The 24,746-nt window shown below is 68.6% G+C and carries 20 protein-coding genes; 18 read left to right on the top strand and 2 right to left on the bottom strand.

Annotated elements, in window-relative coordinates:
- Nucleotides 1–94: 94 nt before the first annotated feature.
- Entirely contained in the window at nt 95–1,297 is a 1,203-nt protein-coding gene (locus tag STH_RS13765; RefSeq protein ID WP_011196885.1) for a serine-tRNA(Ala) deacylase AlaX, read from the bottom strand.
- Between the two features lie 146 nt (nt 1,298–1,443).
- On the opposite strand from STH_RS13765, the gene STH_RS17525 reads away from it, so the two are divergent.
- Nucleotides 1,444–2,664 carry a methyl-accepting chemotaxis protein gene (locus STH_RS17525; RefSeq protein WP_050742300.1) on the top strand — a complete coding sequence of 407 codons (1,221 nt, stop codon included), beginning with the start codon at nt 1,444–1,446 and terminating at the stop codon, nt 2,662–2,664.
- Here STH_RS17525 and STH_RS13755 read toward each other — a convergent pair.
- Nucleotides 2,631–2,951 carry a hypothetical protein gene (locus tag STH_RS13755; RefSeq protein ID WP_043714184.1) on the bottom strand — a complete coding sequence of 107 codons (321 nt, stop codon included), beginning with the start codon at nt 2,949–2,951 and terminating at the stop codon, nt 2,631–2,633. The genes STH_RS17525 and STH_RS13755 overlap by 34 nt on opposite strands.
- Before the next feature lie 206 nt (nt 2,952–3,157).
- Here STH_RS13755 and STH_RS13750 point away from each other — a divergent pair, with 206 nt between their 5' ends.
- The 17 genes from STH_RS13750 (at nt 3,158) to STH_RS13675 (ending at nt 23,829) form a co-directional block, all read left to right on the top strand.
- Entirely contained in the window at nt 3,158–3,610 is a 453-nt protein-coding gene (locus STH_RS13750) for a hypothetical protein (RefSeq protein ID WP_043714182.1), read from the top strand.
- A gap of 86 nt (nt 3,611–3,696) precedes the next feature.
- Nucleotides 3,697–4,452, top strand: coding sequence for an SIR2 family NAD-dependent protein deacylase (locus STH_RS13745; RefSeq protein WP_011196881.1), 756 nt, complete (start codon nt 3,697–3,699; stop codon nt 4,450–4,452).
- Nucleotides 4,453–4,590: 138 nt separating this feature from the next.
- Nucleotides 4,591–5,043, top strand: coding sequence for a transcriptional regulator NrdR (gene nrdR, locus STH_RS13740; RefSeq protein WP_011196880.1), 453 nt, complete (start codon nt 4,591–4,593; stop codon nt 5,041–5,043).
- A 65-nt stretch (nt 5,044–5,108) separates the two neighbouring features.
- Nucleotides 5,109–7,439, top strand: coding sequence for a vitamin B12-dependent ribonucleotide reductase (locus STH_RS13735; RefSeq protein WP_011196879.1), 2,331 nt, complete (start codon nt 5,109–5,111; stop codon nt 7,437–7,439).
- A gap of 92 nt (nt 7,440–7,531) precedes the next feature.
- Complete coding sequence (locus STH_RS18935) at nt 7,532–7,699, top strand: hypothetical protein (protein WP_011196878.1); 168 nt, start codon at nt 7,532–7,534, stop codon at nt 7,697–7,699.
- A 73-nt stretch (nt 7,700–7,772) separates the two neighbouring features.
- The gene (locus STH_RS13730) at nt 7,773–8,867 is read left to right on the top strand and encodes a hypothetical protein (protein ID WP_043714180.1); all 1,095 of its coding nucleotides are present in this window, start codon (nt 7,773–7,775) and stop codon (nt 8,865–8,867) included.
- Nucleotides 8,868–9,040: 173 nt separating this feature from the next.
- Nucleotides 9,041–9,484, top strand: coding sequence for a hypothetical protein (locus tag STH_RS13725; protein ID WP_011196876.1), 444 nt, complete (start codon nt 9,041–9,043; stop codon nt 9,482–9,484).
- A 281-nt stretch (nt 9,485–9,765) separates the two neighbouring features.
- Nucleotides 9,766–10,545, top strand: a complete 780-nt coding sequence (locus STH_RS13720; protein WP_070105468.1) for a DUF2797 domain-containing protein — start codon at nt 9,766–9,768, stop codon at nt 10,543–10,545.
- A gap of 232 nt (nt 10,546–10,777) precedes the next feature.
- Nucleotides 10,778–11,479, top strand: coding sequence for a 2Fe-2S iron-sulfur cluster-binding protein (locus STH_RS17520; RefSeq protein ID WP_011196874.1), 702 nt, complete (start codon nt 10,778–10,780; stop codon nt 11,477–11,479).
- Nucleotides 11,480–11,584: 105 nt separating this feature from the next.
- Nucleotides 11,585–13,054 carry a PLP-dependent aminotransferase family protein gene (locus STH_RS13710; RefSeq protein ID WP_011196873.1) on the top strand — a complete coding sequence of 490 codons (1,470 nt, stop codon included), beginning with the start codon at nt 11,585–11,587 and terminating at the stop codon, nt 13,052–13,054.
- Between the two features lie 226 nt (nt 13,055–13,280).
- Nucleotides 13,281–14,456 (top strand): ROK family transcriptional regulator, encoded by a 1,176-nt coding sequence (locus STH_RS13705; protein ID WP_011196872.1) that lies wholly within the window; start codon nt 13,281–13,283, stop codon nt 14,454–14,456.
- A gap of 20 nt (nt 14,457–14,476) precedes the next feature.
- The gene (locus tag STH_RS13700) at nt 14,477–15,565 is read left to right on the top strand and encodes an ABC transporter ATP-binding protein (protein WP_043714178.1); all 1,089 of its coding nucleotides are present in this window, start codon (nt 14,477–14,479) and stop codon (nt 15,563–15,565) included.
- A 5-nt stretch (nt 15,566–15,570) separates the two neighbouring features.
- On the top strand, nt 15,571–17,274 hold the full coding sequence (locus STH_RS13695) for an ABC transporter permease (protein ID WP_011196870.1): 1,704 nt from the start codon (nt 15,571–15,573) through the stop codon (nt 17,272–17,274).
- Nucleotides 17,275–17,287: 13 nt separating this feature from the next.
- Nucleotides 17,288–18,904 carry an argininosuccinate lyase gene (gene argH, locus STH_RS13690; protein ID WP_011196869.1) on the top strand — a complete coding sequence of 539 codons (1,617 nt, stop codon included), beginning with the start codon at nt 17,288–17,290 and terminating at the stop codon, nt 18,902–18,904.
- Entirely contained in the window at nt 18,901–19,887 is a 987-nt protein-coding gene (locus STH_RS13685) for an N-acetylglucosamine kinase (protein ID WP_011196868.1), read from the top strand. The genes argH and STH_RS13685 overlap by 4 nt, the downstream gene beginning before the upstream one ends.
- 138 nt (nt 19,888–20,025) lie before the next feature.
- On the top strand, nt 20,026–21,159 hold the full coding sequence (locus STH_RS13680; RefSeq protein WP_050742299.1) for an extracellular solute-binding protein: 1,134 nt from the start codon (nt 20,026–20,028) through the stop codon (nt 21,157–21,159).
- 102 nt (nt 21,160–21,261) lie between these two features.
- Complete coding sequence (locus STH_RS13675) at nt 21,262–23,829, top strand: NEW3 domain-containing protein (RefSeq protein WP_043714174.1); 2,568 nt, start codon at nt 21,262–21,264, stop codon at nt 23,827–23,829.
- Nucleotides 23,830–24,746: the final 917 nt, after the last annotated feature.

Raw genomic sequence — 24,746 nt, 5'->3', positions numbered from 1 at the left:
TGCACGTAGCGTGTGCCTCAGTCCGCCGAGGAGCCCATACCGCTTCCGGGGCGGCCCGTGGCGCCGAGCCCTGCCGGGCTGCCGCACATCACCATTACGCCCGCAGGGCCGCCGCAATGCGGGACACCGCCGCGTCCAGCGCCTCCTCCAGCCGCTCCGGCCGGGTGCCGCCGCCCTGGGCCTGCACGGGCGAGCCGCCGCCCTTGCCGTCGATGATGGGCAGGACCGCGCTGAGGATCTGGCCCACGTCCAGCCGCAGGTCCGCCGCACGGTGAAAGATGAGTTGTGGCAGGGCCCCGCGGGTGCCGAACACGGCGACGCAGCCGGGAGTCCCGGCCACCTTGGCGGCGAGCAGGCGCAGTTCGTCCGCGGGCCGGCCGCCGAAGGTCTGGCGCACCACCCGAGCAGGACCGATGCGCCGGGCCCCGGCCAGCAGCCGCTCGGCCTCCACGGCGAGCAGTTCCTCCTGCTGGGTGCGGACTCGTTTCCGCAGGCTGGTGACCTCTTCCTGCGTCCGGTCGGCCCACCGGGGCAGGTCCGCGGCTCCGATGGAGAGCCGGCGCGCCAGGTCCCGGGTCATCCGGTCCAGCGCCATGTAGTCGTGCAGCGCGCGCTGGCCTGCCAGGAACGTCACGCGCACGGCCCGCTTGTACCGTTCCCAGGTTTTGATCTTGATCAGCCCCAGCTCCCCGATGCTTCTGAGGTGGGTGCCGCCGCAGGGCGACCAGTCGTAGCCCTCAATCTCGATGATGCGGACGGGCCCGCTCACCGTGGGAGGCTTGCGCAGCGGGAAACGGTGCGCTTCCTCGGGGGAGCACAGGTGCGCGTGCACAGGCAGTCCTGCGCGGATCAGCCGGTTGCAGGTAAGCTCCACCTCTTCCACCTGCTCCGCGCTCAGGTTCTCTACGGCGATGTCGACCGTGCTGGCCTCTGCCCCCAGATGCCAGCTGACGGTGTCCGCCTGGAGCAGGTGCACGAAGGCGGCGGAGAGGAGGTGCTGCCCGGTGTGCTGCTCCATGTGGTCCAGCCGACGGGTCCAGTCCACCTGGCCGACGACGGTGCCCGAGAGGGGTCCGCCCACCACGTGGACGATGGTGCCGTCCGGCTCGGCGTGGACGTCGAGGACAGGCTGGCCGCCCAGCGTGCCGGAGTCGCTGGGCTGTCCGCCAGACGCCGGGTAGAAGCAGGTCTGGTTCAGCACCACGGCCCACGCATCCCCGACGGGGGAACAGGAAAGAACGTGCCCTTCGAACTCGGTCCGGTATGCATCGGCCTGAAACAGCTTCACCGTGCGCACCTGACATCACCCCAGCGTTTACTGATCCGTCATCATTTTAACACATTAGATGAGTCGAGACGGGGGTGCAGGAAGATTCCTGCAGGGTGCTGAAACAATAAACAATCATCGTGAAACAATCCCCGTGGTCGCGAGGAGGGATCCCCGTGTTCTGGCGCGCCTCGGCCAGCAGTCTGGTCACCGGGGGCATCGTGGCGGTTGCCTTTCTTATTCCTTCACCGATGGCTCGGTACTCCCTGCTTGCGGCCGCCCTGCTGGTGTCCGTGCTGGGCGGGCTGTGGGTGGGGCGTGCGGCGCAGGCCGGAGCCGCCGCGCCTCCGGATATGCAGCTCTCCCCGCCGGAGACGGGGAGCGTCGCCGTCTCCGTGTCCGCCGCCGCGGAGGCCGCTGCGGGCCTGCAGCCCCACGCGGACACGCACCGCACCGGGAGCGCCGACCGGGCCGACCTGGCCCGGGCCTGTGACGGGCTCATCATCGGTGCACAACGCACGCAGGAGGCGGTACAGGAGGTCTTCCGCCTCACGGGCCGGGTCAACGACGTGCTCAACCAGCTGCACGGCGCTTCCCGGGATCAGCTGGACGACCTCGACCGGACCCGCGGGCTGGCCCATCAGGTGGTGGCGGTGTTTGAGGACATGATCGCGGCCGCCCGGGCGGCCCGGGAGGAGGCGGCGCGCCACCGCCAGGCGGCGGAGGCCGTGCAGCAGGCCTTGGGCCAGATCGGCGCGGGTATGGAGGGGATTCGCGCCGCCACCGACGCATCGGCACGGGCTCTGCGGGATCTGGACGCGCAGTCCGGCGAGATCGGCGCGATCGTGAAGCTGATCCGGGACGTGGCCGACCAGACCAACCTGCTGTCGCTGAACGCAGCCATCGAGGCGGCGCGGGCCGGCGAGGCCGGCCGCGGCTTCGCCGTGGTGGCCTCCGAGGTGCGCGCCCTGGCCGATCGTTCCCGCAACGCCACCCGGCAGATCCAGGAGCTGGTGGCCAAGATCCAGGCCGGCACTGCCGCCGCGATGACGGCCATGCAGGAGTCGCAGGAGGAAGTCAACCGGGGCGCCGCGACCGTGGAGTCGACCCGCGCGTCCATCGTTCAGGTGCTGCAGTCGTTCGAGGGGCTCACTATGACGGTCGAGGGCTTCGGCGAACGGGCTGAGGCCACGGCCGGGGAGATGGCGGAGCTCGTGAAGGCGGTGGAGGAGGCGACACGGCTCGCCAATCAGAACACCACCATGGCGAACGAGCTGGCCGAGGCCGACTGGTTCTCGCGGGCGATCCGGGAGGCTGAGCAGCGGGCCGGCGAACTGGTCGCCGAGGCCAGGCGGCTCGAGGTCTACACGCGCTTGCCTTCCGGTGGCTCCTGGTAGAGGTGGGGGAACTGCTTCCGCCAGCCGAAGCGCCAGAGGAGCCACCAGGGCAGCCAGCCCAGCCCGGCGGTCCCGGCTGCGGCAGCGCCCGCGCCCCCTGCGGTCCACACCTGCGCGGCGCCGATCACCAAGGTCGCGGCGGCGGCTGCGAGGACGTACCGCCGCCGGCAGCGTGCCCGGCTGCGGGCGAGCAAACCCGGTCGGACATCGACAGTGCGAAACACCAGGTCCAGGGAGAGGTACGCCAGCAACCACTGCAGTCCATGCAGGAACAGCACGGCGGGCACGCCCTTCACCTCCTGCCCGGTGGTCACCCCCATCGTAGCGCGGCGGGCCGGGGCTGTCCAGCGTGCCACAAGGGCCGGCCATCTGCAGGATCCGCCAAATTCCCCGCGCTTTCCCGACAAGCACTTGTCGCTCGCGGCGAACTCGCCACGAAGTTTGTCCGTTTACAGGAGTGGAGTCATTGGGAAGCGGAAGGGGGAGCGGACAGGTGTTGCAGAGCCCGGTCTTGTGGGGGAGGGGCCTGCGCCTGGGGCGCACGCGCATAGACGGCAAGCTGATGGAACGGAGCGGACTGGACGAGGTGAACCTGCGCAGGGCCAGGCGGGCCTTTCAGCAGCGCTGGCTGCGCACGCCCCCTCCTGAACGGCGGCGCCTGGCGGAGGCCGGCACCGTCGCGCGGTTCCGGTACGTCATCGACACGCTGCGCGCGGCCTGGTCGCCGGAGGTGTGGAGCCTCTGGCTCAGGTACCTGGAGCACACGGACGAGGAGATCGACGAAATGATGGCAGGGGAGTATCCCATCTCGCCGTACATGGTCCGGGTGAGCAGCGCCCTCCTGGGCGTGACCGTGGACTTTCTGGAGGCGGGCTGCTGGCCTGCCCAGGATTACGACGGGCACGACATCGACGTCTGCCCGCAGTGGCAGTTCACCCATGCGTGACGGGTTCATGGTTCTTTCCGGACGGCCACCGCTAGAGGTGGCCGTTTCTGCATGGCGAAGAAAAGAATGGTCAGGGGGTGACACGTATGCTGGAACAGATCCAGGACTTCGCTCGTGCTCTGCAGGCGTCGCGGTACGCGGTGGCCCTGACGGGCGCCGGCGCCTCCACCGAGTCGGGACTGCCGGACTTCCGGTCCAACACCGGGCTCTGGAAGGACGTGGACCCGGTGTCGCTCATCTCGATGACCGCGCTGCGCAGGCGGCCGGTGGACTTCTACAGGTTCTACCGGATGCGCTTCTCGCACCTGTGGGGCGCGCAGCCCAACCCCGTGCACAAGGTGCTGGCGGCGCTGCAGCGTGAAGGGCTGCTGAAGCGGCTGATCACGCAGAATGTGGACGGCCTGCACCAGGCGGCCGGGTCGCCGGACGTCATCGAGCTGCACGGGTCGCTCCGGGAGTGCCAGTGCCTCCGCTGCGGCCGCCGGTTCCCCAGCCGGCTGATCGACGTCGAGGTGGAGACGGAGGCGGACATCCCCCGTTGCCCGGAGTGCGGCGGCGTCCTCAAACCCGGCGTCGTCCTCTTCGAGGAGGCGTTGCCGGCGGACGCCATCGAGGCGGCCATCGAGGCCGCCATGAAGGCTGACCTGTTCCTGGTGGTGGGCTCCTCCCTTGAGGTGGGGCCGGCGAACCAGCTGCCGGTCCTGGCCGTGCAGCACGGAGGGCGACTCGCCATCTTCAACCTCACGCCCACCTTCCTGGATCCCCGTGCGACCTGGATCTTCCGGGAGAAGGCGGGGCAGGCGCTGGGCGCCCTCGCTGCGGAGTTGGGGATCTCCCTGTAAGGTAGAAATTCGAAGCAAGAGGGAACTAGCGGGAGCACCGCGCGCCAAAGGTGCAAATTTGGCACCTGATCATGGTTGTCCCACCCCACATATGGTGGTAAAGTAGGACGTGCGATCACTAGATATGGGGGTTTCGCCATGAAGTGCCCGTTCTGCGGAGGTGAGTCACGCGTCCTCGAATCCCGTCCCGCATCCGACGAGGAAGCCGTGCGTCGGCGCCGGGAGTGCCTCGCCTGCGGGCGGCGTTTTACCACCATGGAGCGGGTGGAGGTGCCGCCGCTGATCGTGGTGAAGAAGGACGGCCGCCGGGAGCCCTTCAACCGGGACAAGCTCCTCACCGGCGTCCTGAAGGCCTGTGAGAAGCGTCCGGTGCCCATGGAAGTGATCGAGAAGCTGGCCGACGACATCGAACGGGACCTGCGCTCTTCGCTGGACCGGGAGGTTCCTTCGGTGGTGATCGGCGAGCGGGTGATGGAGGCGCTGCGCCAGGTCGACGGCGTCGCGTACGTACGGTTTGCATCGGTATACAGGGAGTTTAAGGATCTGAACGAGTTTCGGGAGCAGCTGGAACAGCTCTTGAAGTCCCGCTGAAGCGGAGCGGCGCAGCGCGGAGGGAGCGCGCGCCCCGCGGACTCTACCAGAGGGGGGTTCCCGACTTGGAACTGACGCATATTGCGAAGACCGTGATGGAAAAGCGGTACCTGCGCATGAAGGAGGACGGCACCCGGGAGACGCCGGACGAGATGCTGCGCCGCGTGGCCAGGGTCATCGCCGCCGTCGAGGAGAAGTACGGGGCGAGCAAGAAGGAGATCCGGGCGGTGGAGGAGCGGTTCTACCAGCTGATGGACCGCCAGGACTTCATGCCCAACAGTCCGACGTTCACCGGGGCCGGGACGGCCCTGGGCCAGCTGTCGGCCTGCTTCGTCCTGCCCGTGGGGGACTCTCTGCCGGAGATCTACGAGACCATGAAGCAAGCCGCCCTGATCCACCAGACCGGAGGCGGCACGGGCTTCGCCTTCTCCCGCCTGCGGCCGGCGGGCGACGTGGTGCGCTCCAGCCAGGGCGTGGCCTCGGGCCCCGTGTCTTTCCTGCGGGTCTACAACGCCTCCACGGAGGCGATCAAGCAGGGGGGAACCCGCCGCGGCGCCAACATGGGCATCCTGCGGGTGGACCACCCGGACATCCTGCAGTTCATCGAGTCCAAGGCCGACATCACGCAGATCACCAACTTCAACATCTCGGTGGCCATCACCGACGCCTTCATGGAGGCGCTGGAGAAGGGCACCGAGTACGAGCTGATCAACCCCCGCAACGGCGAGGTCACCGGCAAGCTCTCCGCCAAGCTGGTGTGGGACAAGCTGGTGGAGAACGCGTGGAAGACCGGCGAGCCCGGCATCGTCTTCATCGACCGGATCAACCGGCGCAATCCCAACAATCACGTGGAAGTCATCGAGGCCACCAACCCGTGCGGCGAGCAACCGCTGCCGCCGTACGGCTCCTGCAACCTGGGTTCCATCAACCTGGCCAACTTCGTGAAGAACCCGTACACCGACCGGGCGGAGGTGGACTGGGAACGGCTGGGCGAAGTGGCCCGCACCGCCACCCGCTTCCTGGACAACGTCATCGACGCCAACAAGTACCCGCTGCCGCAGATCGCCGAGAAGGCGCTGCGCGACCGGCGCATTGGCCTCGGCATCATGGGCTGGGCGGAGATGCTGGTGCAGATGGGGCTGCCCTATGACTCGGAAGAGGCGGTGGCCCTGGGGAACCGGGTGATGACCTTCATCAAGCAGAAGGCGCTGGAGGAGTCCATGGCGCTGGCCGAGGTCCGGGGACCCTACCCGGAGTGGGAGGGCAGCCAGTGGCACAAGGCCGGGCTGAAGGTGCGCAACGCGACGCTGACCACGGTGGCGCCCACCGGCACCATCTCGCTGTTCGCGGCGCGGCCGGACCTGCCGTGCTCCGGCGGCATCGAGCCGAAGTTTGCCCTGGTCTTCACCCGGAACCAGGCGGGCGCGCTGATGCTGGATGTGGACGGCCAGTTCGCCTCCATCGCACGCCGGGAGGGCTGGTACTCGGACGAGCTGATGCAGCAGGTGGCCGACCGGGGCACCGCCCGGGGCGTGTCCGGGGTGCCGGAGAAGTGGCAGCGCATCTTTGCCACCTCCCACGACATCACGCCGGAGTGGCACGTCCGCATGCAGGCCGCCTTCCAGGGCGGCGACGGGCTGCCGGTCGACCAGCAGCCGGTGGACGCGGCGGTGTCGAAGACGATCAACTTCCCGCACCACGCGACCGTGGAGGACGTCGGCAAGTCCTACGCGCTGGCCTGGCAGCTGGGCCTGAAGGGCATCACCGTCTACCGGGACGGCTCCCGTGCGTCCCAGGTGCTGACCACCGGCGACAAGACCAAGAAGCAGGAGGAGCCGGCCGCACCGCCGGCGCCGCAGGGCCCGTCCCTCCGGCCCCGTCCCACTGAGGCGGTGGGCAAGATGTTCGTCGTGCCCACGCACTTCGGCAAGATGACGCTGGACGTGCACATGGACGAAGACGGCGAGCCCTTCGAGATCATCGTGAACGTGGGCGCCGTGGGCTCCGACCTGATGGCCGACGCCGTGGGCATGGGCATGCTGGTGTCCAAGATGCTGCGGCTGCGCTCGGACGTGCCGGTGCGGGAGCGCATCGAAATCGTCATCGATACGTTGAAGAACATCGGCGGTTCCGGCTCGTACGGCTTCGGTCCGAACCGCATTACGTCGCTGGCCTCGGCCATCGCCAAGGGGCTGCAGCGCTTCCTCGCCTGGAAGGACGCCAACGGCAAGCTCACGGAGGCCACCCCGGTGGAGGCGACGGCTCCGCAGCCGCAGATGAAGGGCGCACAGGTGGATTCCCCCGTCGACCCGTGCCCCGAGTGCGGTTCCTTCACCCTGGTCATCGGCGAGGGCTGCGCGACCTGCCACAACTGCGGCTATTCGAAGTGCAGCTAATGGGATCGGAGGGGCGCATCAACATGCGCCCCTCCGGTTTCTTTTGGCCATGAAAGGGCAGTCCCGGGCGATCTACCCGGGACTGCCCTTTCATGGCGATGACGTTACTCGACAGCGGGAACCTCTTCCTCACCTGGCTCTTCGTGGCCCGGCGAAGCCTCCCCGGCGGCGTCCTCGTCCTCAGCGGCGACGTCCTCCTCGGAAGCCTCCTCCTCGGCCGGGGCGGCCTCCCGGCGATTGCTGGTTCCCGTGGGCCGTAACCCCGGCGCGGCTGCGAACGTTATGGCCAGTGAACGGAACGCGTGCGCAGACAGGGAAGGAGGGACGAATCTCATGCGGATTGCCGCGCTCATGCTTGCACTGTTCGTCCTGCTCGGCTGCAGTTCGCCGGCCACCAGTCCGACGGATGGTCAGGGGGCGGCGCCGCCGGCCGCGCCCGAAGGCACGGCGGCGCCACCGGGGGAGGCGCAGGCGCCCGGGTTCTCAGGGGGCGTGGACAAGGGGGCCGGCCCGTCGGACGGGTCACAGGCCACAGCCCCGGAACGCGACTGGGAGGAGCAGGCGCGCAGGGCGGACGAGCGGCTGGCCGAGTTGCGCCGGGAGCTCAGTCATCCCGTCTTCGTGCCCACGCAGGTGCCCGAAGGTCTCCACCCCCAGATGCCGTCGCAGAGCGATCGGCTGGTGAGCATCGCCTACGTCGACGATGACCTCAACCGAGTGCTCAGAGTGTCCAGCGGTCCCCTGGGGTGCTGCATCGACGCCGACCCGAACAAGATGGTCGCCGGCGGCACGCCCATCCGCGACGGCCGTGAGGCGCGCTTTATCCCATACCAGCCCGAGTTCGGCGGGAACATCCTCTGGTGGCAGGAGGACGGGGCCTACGTCGCGCTTTCCGGCCCGCACCTGACGGAGGAGGACCTCTTCGCCATCGCCGAGTTCCTGTCGCCTACGGCGACCCTGACAGGCCCGCCGGACGCGCTGCCTCCCGACGTCTACCCGCCGGACTACCGCACGGAGGTTCCCCAAGTCGACGCGGTGATCGACGCCTTCCTGGCCAAGGATGTCCACCGTCTGGCATCCTGCGACATGCTCCGCTGCGAGGAGGGCGCGGAAGGCGCGCTGGAGCCCGTGGTGACGTGGGGGTCCTGTGAGGTCAACAACACCTGGACGGGATGGGACACCGTCCGCAGCCTGGTGGAGGGCTGGGTGGGGGAACCGCGCCTGCTCTACGCTGCCTACCGCGTGCAGGGCATCGGGGACTGGGCCTATCTCGTGCAGTTCGCGAAGTACCGCCACGACCAACGGCCCAAGTCTGCGGTCCTGGACGGCGAGGGACGGATCCTGCAGCTGTGGATGGGCTGCGGCGCGCTGTTCGACATGCAGGCTGACCATTATGAGCCCATCGCACCGCCGCGCACCGGTCTGTAGTCTGTCCCGGCTTTCTGCCGAACACCCCGTGCCGCGGCATGAAGGCCACCGACCGCGCGGCATCCCGTTGCCTTCCCGAAATTGCCGGAACCTTTCGGATCTCCTGGGCGGTCTGATGGTGTGAACCGGATGATCGGCTGAAGAGACCTGCGGAGGGGAGGGAAGCGAGGCCGATGCGTTCGTGGATGCTCCATCTCATGGCCATCGGCGGCGGGGCGGCCCTGCTTCAGGCCGCGCGGGGGTTCCAGCAGCTCGTCGTCGATCCCCGCACCTTCACGTACGCCTGGGGCTACTTCTTCCTGGCGGTTGCCCTCCAGGTGCTGGCGGGCTTGGTGTTCCTGTTGCCCGTCCTGTGGGCGAGGGTCCGTGGCGAGGGGGGCGTTCGTCCGCACTGGGGGCTGGTTGCCCTCTACGTGCTGGCGGGGCTCGTGCTGGCCTTCCTGCAGCCGCTTCAGATCGTCCTGGGCAGGTCGGGCTTCATCGCCGCCGCGGACTTCGTGCGGATTCTGCCGACTGGAACTTCCCCGAACATCTTCGGCGCGTTCCTCATCGCCATCGGGATCGTCTATGCCGTGGGCCGCGGGCCGGAGCCCGGCCAGAAGCCTGCGGAGCGGTGACCGGCGCAGTCCCGCGTATCCGGCGGCCCGCAAGCCTGTGTAAGCGAGCCGTGCGCAGGAGAGCTGAACGCGCGAGAGCCTGCACGGACCCACCCGGGTCCGGCAGGCTCCGGCGCGTCCGGGCCTACGCAATCGTGGATCTCCCCGTCCGGGGCGCGCCCGGGGGCCAGAACCGCGCGGCCCACACCTTTTCCGGGGCAGCGGCGCGGGGAGGAGAACGGCCGGCGAATCCCGAACCGAGGGGGAAGAAGCCTCAACCCTCACAGAATCGGGGTGAAACCGTGTATACCGGCATGATCCGCGACCTCCTGCTGCGCATCGGTGACGGCGTCGTGGACTACCACCTGCTGCTGGACGAGCAGGAGATCGCGCTGAACCCGCTCCTCGGCGGGCGGGTGGCCATCCGGTTCACCGGCGAGCGACGCTGCGTCTACTGCGGCCGCAGAGCGAGCAAGCTGTTCAACAACGGGTCGTGCTGGCCGTGCTTCCGGCGGCTGGCCATCAACGATCTCTGCCAGGTGAAGCCCACGCTCTGCCACTACGAGACCTGCCGGGAGCCCGAGTGGGGCGACGCCCATTGTATGATCCCGACCTACGTCTACCTGGCCAGGTCCAGTGACGTGAAGGTGGGCATCACCCGCAGCCTGCCCGGCCGCTGGCTGGACCAGGGGGCGGTGGAGGCGGTGCCCATCGCCCGGGTGCCCAACCGCAAGATGGCGGGTGAGCTGGAGGCGTTCCTGACGCAGTACGTGGCGGACAAGACCAACTGGCGGCGCATGCTGAAGGGGGAGGTGGCGGACGCCGATCTCCTGGCGGAGCGCAGCCGGCTGCTGGAGCTGATCCCCGCCGAGTTCCGGCCCTACGTCCTCCCGGACGAGGAGGTGCGCAGCTTCACCTACCCGCTGAAGGCGCCGCCCCCCAAGCTGGCGTCGTGCGACCTGGAGAAGGGTGACGTGGAAGGGACGCTGCTCGGCATGAAGGGCAGCTACCTGGTGCTCGACACAGGCGTGCTCAACGTGCCCAAGTTCGCCGGCTACGTCGTCACCTTCGAGGCCGGATAGGCAGCCCGGCCGGGCTGCCAACCTGTGGTCAAATCGTTACATCCGTGTCACTGATTTGTAACCGACGTGGGGTAACATACGAAGTGTGTTGACCCCCTCTGTGTGTCTCTGATTTTGTGGCGGCTCTGCTGGAGCCGCCACCTTTTTTTGATTGAGCCATCACCGAAACTTCCGTATAATTATAGGCATGCTGATTCAGTTAGAGCTTCCGTGGGAGGAGGAGGGTCCGGCAGTGCCTGAGACCAAGTATGGATCGCGGATCTACCTGGGCGTGCTCGCCGAGGCCGATGCCGCCGGCCCGACGGCCGTCCGGGTTTACCAGGACTTCCTCGGCCGCCTGCGCCGGGCTGCCCCGGGCGTGAAGGAGCTGCGGCTGGAACTGGAGGAGCCGGCGCCGCGCAAGGAGACCCCAGGGGTGTACGAGTGCTGGGCGACGCTGAAGGCCGTCGTGCCCCACGACCTGACCCGCGACGGCGCCGGCAACCACCGGGACGCCTGGCGGGCGATCCTGCGCGACACGTTCCAGGCCACCTGCCAGCTGAACCACGAGCTGGTCCACCACACGTCCAGCCGGGTGGAGATCACCCGGGAGGTCTTCCCCTTCGAGGAGGAGGCCCGGGCGGAAGCGGCGCCGGTGGAGGAGACGCCCAAGGAGATGATCCGGGTCAAGGTGCTGCTGGGGGGGCAGGTCTACGACGTCGAGATCCCCAAGGACGAGAACCTGCTGGACGGCGTCAACGCCAAGGGCGTGGACGTCAAGTGGGACTGCAAGAGCGGCGTCTGCGACACCTGCCAGATCCGGGTCCTGAAGGGCATGGAGAACCTGAGCCCGGTGAACGACCGGGAGCGGGAGATGCTGGGGGACAAGATCAACCAGGGCTACCGGCTCTGCTGCCAGGTGACCGCCCACGGGCCCTGCGAGTTCGAGCACTAACCTGCGCAAGAGCGCCGATCCTGCCCGCCGCAGGGTCGGCGCCTCGCGTTTGGTGTGCTACAATCAGCAGTGCGGCAGACCGAGCATGGGAAGGGGGAAACGAGCGTGTTCAAGCTGGATCGCACCAGCGCGACGCCGCTGTACCGGCAGCTCTACGCACAGGCGAAGGAGCGCATCCTCTCGGGCGCGCTGCCCCCCGGCACCCGGCTCCCGCCGGAACGGACCCTGGCCCGCAGGCTCGGGGTCAACCGGACCACCGTCGTCAACGCCTACCGGGAGCTGGCGGCGGAGGGGCTGGTGGAGGGGCGGGTCGGCCACGGCACGGTGGTGCTCGGGCCGCCTGAGCCGCGGGGGGCCGACGCGGTCCGCCCGATGCCGTGGGCCGGCCCCACCGAGGCCGAAGAGCCGCTGGTCGCGGACATCAACGCCATCATCCGGCGGCCCGGCGCCATTTCCTTCGCCCACGGCGAGATGTCGCCCGAGCTGTACCCGGCCGAGGCCGTTGCCCACCTCATGCAGCAGGTCCTGCAGGATCCGGCCGCCCTGGGTTACGGGCCCATCGCCGGCCTCATGCCGCTCCGACAGGCGATTGCCGACGCCATGGGGGTCACGGCAGATCAGGTGCTCATCCTGGCCGGGTCGCAGATCGCCCTCTACCTGATCAGCCGGGTCCTGCTGCAGCCCGGCGACACGGTGTTGGTCGAAATGCCGTCCTACATTAACACGTTGGGCATTTTCGATTCCGCCGGCGTCCGGGTGGTTCCGGTGCCGGTCGACCAGCACGGCCTGGTGGTCGACGGGCTGGACGAGCTGATGCTCCGGTATCAGCCGAAGCTGCTGTTTACCCTTCCCACCTTCCACAACCCCCTCGGCGTGACGCTCACCCCCGAGCGCCGCCGGCGGCTGATCCAGCTGGCCGCCCGCCACCAGGTGGGCATCGTGGAGGATGACCCTTACGGGCCGCTCCACTTCACCGGGCAGCCGGTGCCCACCCTGAAGTCGCTGGATCCCGGCGGGTACGTCATCTACATCAGCAGCGCGAGCAAGGCGGTCAGCCCGGCCCTGCGGCTGGCCTGGATCGTCGCCGCCCCGCCGGTAGTGGAGCGCATCGCCCGCGCCCGGGGCAGCCTGGACTTCCGGGCCGCCCTGCTCAACCAGCGGGTAATGGAAGCGTTCCTCCGGGAGGGGCTGCTCGCCGAGCACCTGGGGCGGCTCAGGCCCGCTCTGAAGGAGCGGCGGGACCTCATGCTGGAGGCGCTGCAGCGGTACATGCCCGACGGGGTCAGCTGGTACGTGCCGGAGGGTGGCTACCACATCTGGTGCCGGCTGCCCCGGCCGCTCACGGCCCGGAGGCTGCTCACTGAGGCCGGCCGTGAGGGGGTGGCCTTCGTGCCGGGGGATTTCTACGGCGCCGGCCAGATGGCCCGACGGGGCCTCCGGCTGAACTTCTCCTACCCTCGCCCCGAGGAGATCGGGCCCGGCATCGCCCGGCTCGCCCGGGCGGTGGAGCGGCTGCTGCGGGAGGAGGCGGTCGACGGGGGCGAGGAGGCGTCCATCAGCGGTCCGGTGGTCTGAACGGGGAGGATACACGACGGCGGGCGGTAAGCCCGCCGTTTTCGCGTCGGGTCGTTCCGAGGGGCTCCGGGCCGGGATGAGATATAGAGATGCTCTATCGCGGACCAGGCGGGAGCGAAAAATCATTATCCTGTGTTCGGGAGGAGTTTTGCCAGCAGCGCGGCGAACTCATCCACATACTTTCTTAAGCGAATTTAGTAAGTTGGGGTGCATGGGAGGGGTGGCCGTGCCCAGGCCTGCCAACGCCCGGCTCATGAAGCAGCTGAACCGACAAGCGGTGCTCTCGGCCATTCGCGACCGCGGGCCGATCTCGCGCGTCGAGCTCGCTGCCCTGACCGGGCTGAGTCAGCCTGCGGTGACGGCCATCGTCCGCGACTTGCTGGACCTGGGCCTGGTGGAGGAGAAGGGCCTGGGTCAATCCTCCGGCGGACGCCCCCCGATCATGCTGCTCTTCAACCCGGCCGCCCGCTTCGTCCTCGCCGTCTGCCTCGAGGGGGAGCGGCTCTGGGGCGGGCTGGCCGACCTCAGCGGCGCTCTCCAGGTGGAGGCGGAAGGCGTGCTCTCCCCCGACCCCCACGACCCGGCCCGGTCCGTGTGCGACTTCCTGCAGGGGCTCATCGACCGGTCCGGCGTCGAGGCCAGCCGGCTCGCCGCCGTTGCGGTGGGAGTGCCGGGCATTGCCCACACCGAGGGTACCGTCAGCCACGCCCCCTCGCTGGGCTGGTGGCAGGAGGTGCCCCTCCGTGACAGGCTGCGGCAGTGTTTCGGGGTGCCGGTCGTGGTGGAGAACGACGTGAACCTCATGGCCCTGGGCGAGTACTTCCAGGGGGCCGGCGTGGGCGTGGCCAACCTGGCCCTGATGCACGTGAGCGAAGGCATCGGCGCCGGCATCCTCATCGACGGCAACCTCTTCCGCGGCGCCCGCAACGCCGCGGGCGAGGTGGGCTACCTGCCGTTGGGCCCGCTGAGCCCCCGCAGACCGCAGGATTTCGGCCTCTTCGAGCTCCACTACTCGTCCCGCGCGATTCGGCAGCAGCTGCAAGCCGCGTTGCCTGAGGCTCCGGGGGACGACGGGCGACCCGTCCGGCGGCTCCGGGAGCTGGCCGAGGCGGGCCTGCCCTGGGCCCGGTCGCTTTTCGGGGATGCCCTGCGCCACTGGGCGCATGCCGTGGCCAGCATCACCTGCATCCTCAACCCGGAGCTGGTGCTCCTCGCGGGTGACGCGGTGGACTGCGGCCGGGAGGGGCTGTCGGAAGTCAACCGGATCGTGGCCGACCTGGTCCCCGATCCGCCCGAGATCCGATTCGCGGTACTGGGCAGCCGCGCCGCCCTCACCGGCGCGGTCGCCATGGCCCTCAGTCTGGCCGACGAAAACGCCTACGGGATCGAAGCAGACCAGTGAACAGGGAAGGGGAGTCTGGCATGGGCGAGGCGCAGTCCGTCACCCTGGAGCGCGTGTCGAAGAGCTTCAACGGCACCGTGCTCACGGTGAAAAATGTCGACCTGCATATCGCCGGAGGCGAGTTCTTCACGCTGCTCGGACCCTCGGGCTGTGGCAAGACCACAACCCTCCGCATGATCGCCGGTTTCTACTACCCCACGTCGGGCCGCATCCTCTTCGGCGACCGCGACGTGACCTACATGCCGCCCAACGACCGGAACATCGGCATGGTCTTCCAGAACTACGCGCTGTTCCCGCACATGTCCGTGTTTGAGAACGTGGCCTTCGGCCTCCGGGTGCGCAAGGTGCCCCGCGAGGAGATGAAGCGCCGGGTGAGCGAGGCGCTGGCGCTGGTGCGGCTGGAGGGCATGGAGCAGCGGCGCATCGACCAGCTCTCCGGTGGTCAGCAACAGCGGGTCGCCCTGGCCCGCGCCCTGGTCATCCGGCCGGCCTTGCTCCTGCTGGACGAGCCGCTCTCCAACCTCGACGCGAAGCTCCGGGACGAGACCCGGACCGAGATCCGCCGCATCCAGACGGAATCCAACATCACGGCCGTCTACGTGACCCACGACCAGGCCGAGGCGATGGCCATCTCCGACCGCATCGCCGTCATGGAAGGCGGCGTGGTTCACCAGGTGGGCACGCCGCAGGAGATCTACCACCGGCCGGCCACCCGGTTCGTGGCGACCTTCATCGGCAAGTCCAACCTGCTGGAGGGGACGCTGACCGAGGTGGATGGCACCGCCGGCGTGGTGGAGCTGCCCGGCACCGGCCGCATCCGGGTGGACCTGGAGCGGCGGAACCCGCAGGTCCCCACGGCGGTCGGCAGCCGCGTGGTCATGACGGTGCGGCCCGAGGGCATCCAGGTGGTGGCACAGCCCGAAGGCCCCAACGTCCTGACCGGGCGGGTCGTGGCGGCCGAGTTCACCGGCGCCTACACCGAGTACCTGGTCAAGGCGGGCGAGAGCACGCTGGTCGCCTCGTCGGCCGACCGGTACGGCGAGGTGCGGCGGCCCGGGGATCCCATCCACCTGTACATCCCGCCTGAGCGAGTCTATCTGGTGGAGTGATGAAGGTGGCAGCCAAGTGGAATGACAGGTGGCAGCGGATCACCGCGTCGCCCTACTTCGTGTACGTGATCGTCGCCCCCCTGGCCCTGGTGCTGTGGGGCTACGTGGTGCAGCCCATGCTGGCCACCTTCCTTGCCAGTGTCCAGGACAGCTCCGGTTTCACCCTGAAGTACTACAGGGGTTTCTTCAGCCTGAACAGCACGCAGATGGAGGCGCTGCTCACCACGGTCGGCATCTCGGTGCTCAGCGTCATCACCTGTGCCGTCGTCGGCGTGAGCATGGCCGTCCTGCTCAACCGGTTCGAGTTCCCCGGGCGCCGCCTGCTGGAGAGCCTGATCCTGGTGCCCATGGCGCTGCCGCCGCTGATCGGCATCTACGCCTTCCAGTTCCTCTACTCGTCCAGCGGCATCATCCCCCGGGCGCTCAAGGTGCTCTTCGACCTGCCCCAGGTCCCCTTCGCCCTGAAGGGGCTCACCGGCGTGCTGGTGGTACACACCTTCACCATGTATCCCTACTTCTACACCTCCGCGGCGGCGGCCCTGGCCGGATTCGACCCCTCGCTGGAGGAGGCGGCGTACAACCTGGGCGCCCGGCGCTGGCAGGTCTGGACCCGGGTGCTGCTGCCGATGCTGACCCCGGCCCTGGTGGCGGGCTCGCTGCTCACCTTCATGGTCTCCATGGCCTCGTACACTGCACCGCTGATCTTCGGCGTCGACCGGATCATGACCATGCAGATCGCCATCGCCCGCACCAACGGCGACCTGGCGCTGGCTTCGGCGGAGGCGACGGTCCTTTCGGTGGTCTCCATCGCCTTCCTGGTCCTCATGCGCTGGTACCAGAACCGGCGCACCTACCGTTCCCTCTCCAAGGGCGTCTCGGTGCACCGCACCGAGGTCAAGAGCCCGGTGGGCAAGATCCTGGCCATGGTGGCCTCCATCTTCGGCACGCTGATTCTCATCCTGCCCGTCCTCGTCCTCGTCCTGGTCTCGTTCTCCAAGGACGGCTCCTGGACCGTGCAGGTGCTGCCGCCCAAGTACACGCTGGACAACTACATCACCCTCTTCACCAGCTCGCGGGCATGGCGGCCCATCCGGAACAGCCTGGCGATGAGCGCCCTCGCGACCGTGGGCTCCATCCTGCTGGGCGTGGCCGCGGCCTATGCCCTGAACCGGTTCAAGTTCAAGGGCAAGTCGCTGCTGGACGTGGCCGTCATGATTCCCTGGGCCCTGCCCGGCACGGTGGTCGCGATCAACCTGATCGCCGCCTTCAACCAGCCTTCGGTCTTCACCTTCGGCAAGGTGATCGTGGGCACGTTCTGGATCCTGCCCCTGGCCTACTTCGTCCGCTTCTCGCCGCTGGTCTTCCGCTCCACCAATGCCACGCTGGCGCAGCTGGACCCGTCGGTGGAAGAAGCGGCCCGCAGCCTCGGCGCCACGTGGTGGTACTCGTTCCGCCGGGTCACCTTCCCGCTGATGTTCCGCGGCGTCCTGGCCGGTGCCCTGATGGCCTTCGTCCAGGGCGTGGGCGAGTTCGTGGCGTCGGTGCTCATCTACACGGCCCGGAACCAGCCGATCTCGGTGGAGATCAACAACCTCATGTACTCGTTCAAGTTCGGCACCGCGGCCGCCTACGGTTTGCTGCAGATGCTCCTGATCCTGGTCGCCATCTACATCTCCAACCGCCTGGAACAGAGGCAGAACCTCGCCTAAGGAAGTGATCGCGTTGACCCGCAATCCGAACCCGGCCGGGGCCGCCAACGACCCGTGCCGGAACGAATCCGCCGCACCGCACGCAGGGGCCGCATCCACCCACGCCCCGACCCGCGCTGAGATCGCGGCCGAGGACGGCCGCTGCTTCCCCGGGCGCAGCTACGCGGAGGCCGTGCTCAGCCCCATCTACGACAGCGCCAAGCACGAGCTGCTCGAGCCCATGATGGCGATCCACCGGGCGCACCTGGTGATGCTGGTGGAGCAGGGGCTGGTCGACGCCGGGACGGCCAGGAAGATCCTCGCCGGGCTGGCATCCATCGACCTCGGGGAAGTGGCCGCGTCGCGGTACGACGGCCGCTACGAGGACCTGTTCTTCTACGTGGAGGACCTGACGCTGAAGGCCGCGGGCGAGGAGGCGGGCAACCTGCACATCGCCCGCAGCCGCAACGACATGGGCGTCACCATGTACCGCATGGTGCTGCGCAAGCACCTGCTGGACGCGATCGAGGCCGCCCAGCTGCTGCACCGGGTGCTGCTCCGCTTCGCCGCGGAGGAGGCTGACACGGTGATGCTCGCCCACACGCACACGCAGCAGGCGCAGCCCACCACGCTGGGCCACTGGCTCACCGCCGCGGCGGACGTGCTGGAGCGGGACATCGCCCGGATGCAGGCCGCCTACGAGCGGGCCAACCGCTCGCCGATGGGCGCCGCGGCCCTGTCCACCTCGGGCTTCCCCATCTCGCGGGAGCGGGTGGCCGAGCTCCTGGGCTTCGACGGCCTGGTGGAGAACAGCTACGACGCCATCGCCGGGGCGGACTACGTGAGCGAGGCCGCCGCCGCCGTGCAGCTGACCGCCCTTCACACCGGCCGCATGGTGCAGGACCTGCTCCTCTGGTGCACCCAGGAGTACGGGGCGCTGCGGGTCGCAGATCCGTACGTGCAGACCAGCTCCATCATGCCCCAGAAGCGGAACCCCGTTTCGCTGGAGCACGCCCGCACGCTGCTCAGCTACACCGCCGGCCGGGCGCAGACCGTGCTGCAGATGCTGCACAACACGCCCTTCGGCGACATCGTCGACACCGAGGACGAGATGCAGCCCAACCTGTGGGCCGCGCTCTCCACCCTGCGGTCCGTCTTCCGGCTGCTGGCCAACGTGGTCGGCACGGCCGAGGTCAACCGGGATCTGCTGCTGGAGCGTGCCCGGGCCAGCTTCGCCAACGTTACGGAGCTGGCTGACCTGCTGGTGCGGGAGGCCGGGCTGCCGTTCCGCACCGCCCACGGGGTCGTGGCGGCCCTGGTCAAGGCGGCTGAGGCCCGGGGCATCCGGGACGTGCGGGACGTGGACCCCGGGATGGTCGAGGAGGCCGCGCAGAAGGTGCTGGGGCGCCCCCTGGGTGTGCCGGCCGAAAAGCTGCGGCTGGCGCTGGATCCCGTGCACTTCGTCGCCGTCCGCACCGTGCGGGGCGGCGTGGCCCCCGCCGAGGTCCGGCGCATGCTGGCCGAGCGGGAGGCGCGCGCCGCGGCGATGGCCGGCTGGCTGGACGCTGCCCGGGCGCGGCTGGCGGCGGCCGCTCAGCGGCTGAACTCGGCCTGCCTGGCCCTGTCCGGGGAGGAGGGGGGCCGGGGATGACGTACTACCTTGCGGTGGACGGCGGCGGCACGAAGTGCCTGGCGGTGCTGGTCCACCCGGATCAGGGCATCGTGGGCAGCGGCCGTTCCGGCGGCAGCAACCCGCAGTCGGTGGGCCGCGAGCGGGCCGTGCAGGCGCTGACCGAGGCCGTGCGTCTGGCCTGCCGCCACTTGCCGGAAGGGAGCCGCATCGGCACCGCCGCCTTCGGGCTGGCGGGGGTGGACACCCCCGCGACGGAGGAAGACGCCCGTCAGCTGGCGCAGACCGCCCTGGCCGCGGCCGGGGTCTCGGCCGAATGCGTCCTGGTGGAGAACGACGGCCTGATCGCCCTGCGGGGGGCTGCCGAGGGCGGGCGCGGCCTGCTGGTCGTGGCCGGCACCGGCTCGGTGGTGTACGCCGGCGACGGCCGGCGGTTTGTCCGGGCCGGGGGCTGGGGCCACCGGGTGGGCGACGTGGGCAGCGCCTTCCACATCGCCCAGCTGGGCCTTGCCGCTGCCTTCCGGTCGCTGGACGCCGGGGATTCCGACACCCCGCTGATCCGCCACCTCTGCGCGGCGGTGGGGGTTGACGACCTCTACGCTCTCTACGACTGGCTCTACCTGCCCGGCACGGGCGTCGATGCCATCGCCGGGCTCGCCCGGGCGGTGGACGCCGCAGCGCAGGCGGGCGACCGGGCGGCCGCGGAGGTCCTGGCCCGGGCCGGCAGCGAACTGGCTGAGGCGGCGGCGCTCGCGGCCCGGCGGGCCGGTCTGGTGGACGGCAGCGCCTTCCCCGTCTTCCTGGTGGGCGGTGTGCTGCAGAACTCGGCGGCCGTGCGTGCGGCTCTGCTGCAGCGGCTGGCCGGGAAGGCCCCCGGCGGCGTGGTCGAAGTGCCCCGCTTTGCGCCCATCTACGGCGCGGTGATCCGGGCTCTGGGCGGCCCCGCCGCGGTGGACCAGCGCCTGCGGGAGCGGCTGCTGGCCGCCGATGTGCTCCTGGCATAGCGAATCGTCTTCAGGCGCAGCGCGCCTGAGGTGAAGTAGAACACTTCCGGATGCGAAGGGAGGTGGATCTGCTCGTTCCCGCTTCCGACACGCGTGCAGATCCTGTCTATCACCACACTGAAGGGGGATAAATGAACCATGCGTAACACCTGGTCCCGCAAGCTCGTGGGTCTGTTGCTGGTCATCGGCCTGTTCGCCGCCGGTTGCGGTGGCTCCGGCCAGTCCCCGAACAACAACCAGGGCGGTACTCAGACTCCGTCCAACTCGCAGACCCAGACCCAGCAGCCGCAGACCCAGGAACCCCAGGAGGAGAAGCGGCTGGTCATCTACACCGGTCGCGACCAGTCCATCATCGACCTGATGGTGGCCAAGTTTGAGGAGAAGTACCCGGAGTACAAGGGCAACGTCGAGGTCCTGCCCATGGGCGCCCAGGAGATCATGGAGCGCGTCCGGGCGGAGAAGGCCAACCCGCAGGGCGACATCTGGTGGGGCGGCACCCAGCAGGCGCTCTCCCTGGCCGTGAAGGAAGGCCTCCTGGCGAAGATCAACCCGGAGTTCGCTTCCAAGATCGCCGACGGTTACAAGGATCCTGAGGGTCACTGGTACGGCGAGATGCTCCTCCCCGAGGTCATCATGTACAACAAGGAGATGATCTCCGAGAGCGAGCTGCCCAAGGACTGGGATGACCTGCTCGACGCCAAGTGGAAGGACCAGATCATCATCCGCGCCGTGCCGGCTTCGGGCACCATGCGGACGATCTATGCCGCGATGATCGACCGGTTCCACCAGGAGGACGGCAAGCCTGACCGGGGTTACGAGTGGCTGCTGAAGCTGGACGCCAACACCAAGGAGTACGCGGCCAACCCCACCGACCTGTACCTGAAGATCTTCCGGCAGGAAGGCAGCCTCAGCCTCTGGAACCTGCAGGACGTCCTGATCCAGGCGCAGGAGGGCATGCCCTTCGGTTACATCATCCCCGAGAGCGGCGTGCCGATCCTGGTGGACGGCGTGGGCATGATCGCCGGCGCCAAGCACCCGCAGGCGGCCGAGAAGTTCCTGAACCTGCTCTTCAGCGACGAGGTGCAGGCGGAGCTGGCGGCCACCCGGTTCCAGATCCCGTCGATCAACCTGCCCGAGTCCATGCAGCCCGAGTGGCTGAAGGAGCTGATGCCCCAGCTGAAGGCCATGGACCTCGAGTGGGACGTCATGGCCGAGAAGGAAGCCGAGTGGATCGGCTACTGGGACGAGAACATCAAGGGCAAGGGCAAGTAAACCATCCGGGGCAAAGGCCCGTTATACATGAAGGGGAAGGGTCCGTCATCCACAATCGTCTGGTGGGATGAGACCACCAGGGGGAAAGGAGAGGAGCCAGGTATGGTTCGGTCCAAGGTCCGGAAGACCGCTCAACGTCTGCTCTCCTTCGCCCTGGCGCTTGTGGTCTCCCTGGGGGCTGCGCTGATCGCGCAGCCCCTGGAGGCCCAGGCGGCAGAGCGTGCCACGGTCGCCCTGTGGAAGGCGCTGACGCCGCTGAAGTCGGTGAACACGTTCATGAACACCGGCGCACACCCCGACGATGAACGGAGTTCGGTCCTGGCCTACGTCCGGCATGCCCTGGGCGCCCACACCATCAGCCTCAACGCCAACCGGGGCGAGGGAGGCCAGAACGCCATCGGCACCGAGTACGTGCACGCCCTGGGCGTGGTGCGTACCCGGGAGCTGCAGGAGGCCTCCGAGGCCAACGGCGTGGAGTTGCGCTTCCTGACCCGGGAGATGGGTGACCCCATCTGGGACTTCGGCTTCTCCAAGAGCCCGGAGGAGACGTTGGAGCAGTGGGGCCACGAACTCTCCCTGGAGCGGCTGGTGCGCATCATCCGCGAGACCCGTCCGGATGTGGTAATGCCCTCTTTCCTCGACAGCTACGGCCAGCATGGTCATCACCGGGCGATGACGGTGCTGACCATGGAAGCGTATGACGCGGCCGCCGACCCCAACGCCTTCCCCGAGCAGATCGCGGAGGGGCTGCGGCCTTGGCAGATCAAGAAGGTCTACCTGCCGGCAGAATCCGGCAGCGGCAGCGTTTATGCCGACAACACCAGCCTGCCGGTGAACGTCTCGGTGCCCGTGGGCGAGTACGACCCGATCCTGGGCGCCTCCTACGTCCAGTTGGGTGAGGAGTCCCGGGCGTACCACAAGAGCCAGGACATGGGTGCCTTCTACGCCGAGGGTCCGTCCTACGTGACCCTGCACCTGGCGAAGGCGTCCATCCCGGTGAACGAGCAGGAGAGCTCCATCTTCGACGGGCTGCCGCAGACCGTGGCTGACCTGGCGAAGCTGGTCAGCGACGCGGCGCTGAAGGCGAAGCTGAACGAGGTGCAGGCCGCCATCGACGCCGCCTTCGAGGCCTATCCGAAGAACGCCGAGGTGGCCAAGGCGCTGACCGACGGCCTGACCGCAGTCCGTGAGGCCCGGGCGCTGGTGGCCGAGAAGATCGGCCTCGAGGACGAGCTGGGCTACGACATCGACTTCCGCCTGGCCCGCAAGGAGCGGCAGATGGAAGAGGCGCTGGCGAAGGCCGTGCTTCTGGTGACGCGCCTGCAGGCCAGCGAGTACGAGGTGACCCGCGGCGCCACGACCACCCTGACCCTCACCGCTTTCCAGGGCGGCCAGGTGCCCGTGGAGGATGTCTCCTTGTCGCTGAGCCTCCCCAGGGGGTGGAAGGCGACGGCGACCGCCGTGGTGAACGGCGTGGACCTGGCCTATAACAAGACGGCCACGGCCAAGTGGGACGTCACCATCCCCACCAACGCAGAATACTTCGATCCGTATCATCCCCATGAGATCACCGGAGTAATCCGGTTCTCGGTCAACGGCGTCTCGGCTGTGGTGACGGTGGAGCCGCAGGAGTATGTGGCGGTCCTGCCTGATGTCGCCCTCCGCACCGATCCCGAGAACGCTGTGATCAACCTTGATCAGCCCGGGTCGTTCACCATCAACGTGGTAGCCACCAACTACAAGGCCGGCCAGGCCACCACGGTGGTCATGCCGGTTCTGCCCGAGGGGTGGACCGCGCAACCTTCCATGCAGCGGCTGTCCTTCGCGCGGAAGGGCGAGGTGAAGTCTGCGACCTTCACCATCACGCCGCCCTCCAGCCTGCAGGCCGGCGGTTATGAGATCGGGTTCCGGGCGGTCGGCGGCGCCAGCTCCGACAGCTCGGTGCAGGTGATTGAGTACGACCACATCGGCCGCACCTACATGGTCGAGAAGGCCGTGGTGGATGTGCAGGCCTTCCCGGTGGTGGTGCCTGAGGGGCTGCGGGTGGGTTACGTCGACGGCGGCTCCGACAGCGTCCCCCAGTACCTGCGGCTCATCGGAGTCAACGTGGAGCTGCTGGATGAGAGCACCCTGGCCTACGGCGATCTCTCGGTCTACGACACGATTGTCCTGGGCATCCGCGCCTACCGGACCCGCCCGGATCTGGTGGCCGCCAACAGCCGGCTGATGGAGTACGTGAGGAACGGCGGCAACCTGGTGGTCCAGTATCACCAGCCCGGCGACAACTGGAACGCCTCCACCTCCGCCCCGTACTACCTGCAGCCCGGCAGCCCGTCCTTCAACTGGCGCGTCACCGATGAGAACGCGGAGGTGACGGTGCTGCAGCCCGAGCACCCGCTGCTGACCTATCCCAACGTCATCGGCCCCGAGGACTGGGAGGGCTGGGTCAAGGAGCGGGCGGTCTACATCCCGTCCGGGTGGGCGTCCGAGTTCACCCCGCTGATCTCCATGGCCGACCCCGGTGAGGAGCCGTTCGAAGGCACGCTGCTGGTGGCGAACTACGGTGAGGGTCGGTACATCTACACCAGCCTGGTACTGTACTACCAGCTGGAGCAGAACGTGCCCGGCGCCTACCGGCTGTTCGCCAACCTCATCACCCCTGCCCGGTAGTCCATCGATGGCAAAGCCGCCGTCCATCCCGGACGGCGGCTTTGCTGTTGGTGCGCCCGCAATGGGCGCTGACTTGTTGGTGAAAGCCCAACACGGGCGCGCGTGCAGGGGCGGGGAGGGGGCTGGCGCGCGCAGTCTGGGGTTGGTCGTGGGCGGCAGGTTCAAGTTGTGCGCGTGAACGAGGGGTGAGGAGGGGATTGGCGCGCAGAATCTGAAGTCGGACGTGGGCGGCAGGTTCAGGTTTTGCGCGTGAACGTGGTCGGGGAGGGGGCCGGCGCGCAGAATCTGGGGTCGGGTGTGGGAGGCGAGTTCAGGTTCTGCGCGTGAGCGGGGGGCGGGGAGGGGGCCGCCGCGCACAATCTGGGGTTGGTTGTGGGCGGCAAGTTCAGGTTTTGCGCGTGAGCGGGGGCGGGCAGGGGGCTGGCGCGCAGAATCTGGGGTCGGGCGTTGGAGGCGAGTTCAGGTTTTGCGCGTGAGCGGGGGCGGGCAGGGGGCTGGCGCGCAGAATCTGGGGTCGGGTGTGGGAGGCGAGTTCAGGTTTTGCGCGTGAACGGGGGGCGGGCAGGTGGCCGGCGCGCAGAATCTGAGATCGGGCGTGGGAGGCGAGTTCAAGTTTTGCGCGTGAGCGTGGGATGGGCAGGGGGCTGGCGCGCAGAATCTGAGGTCGGGCGTTGGAGGGGAGTTCAGGTTTTGCGCGTGAACGGGGGGCGAGCAGGTGGCCGGCGCGCAGAATCTGAGGTCGGGTGTGGGCAGCGAGTTCAGGTTCTGCGCGTGAACGGGGGGCGAGCAGGGGGTTGGCGCGCAGAATCTGAGATCGGGTGTGGGCAGCGAGTTCAGGTTTTGCGCGTGAGCGGGGGGTGGGGAGGTGGCTGGTGCGCACAATCTGTGGTTGGGCGTGGGCGGCAGGTTCAGGTTTT

Source organism: Symbiobacterium thermophilum IAM 14863 (assembly GCF_000009905.1).
In the GTDB taxonomy this organism is placed as follows: Bacteria; Bacillota; Sulfobacillia; order Symbiobacteriales; family Symbiobacteriaceae; genus Symbiobacterium; species Symbiobacterium thermophilum.
The sequence above is the reverse complement of the archived record's forward strand: the minus strand, read 5'-3'. Positions and strand labels throughout refer to the sequence as shown.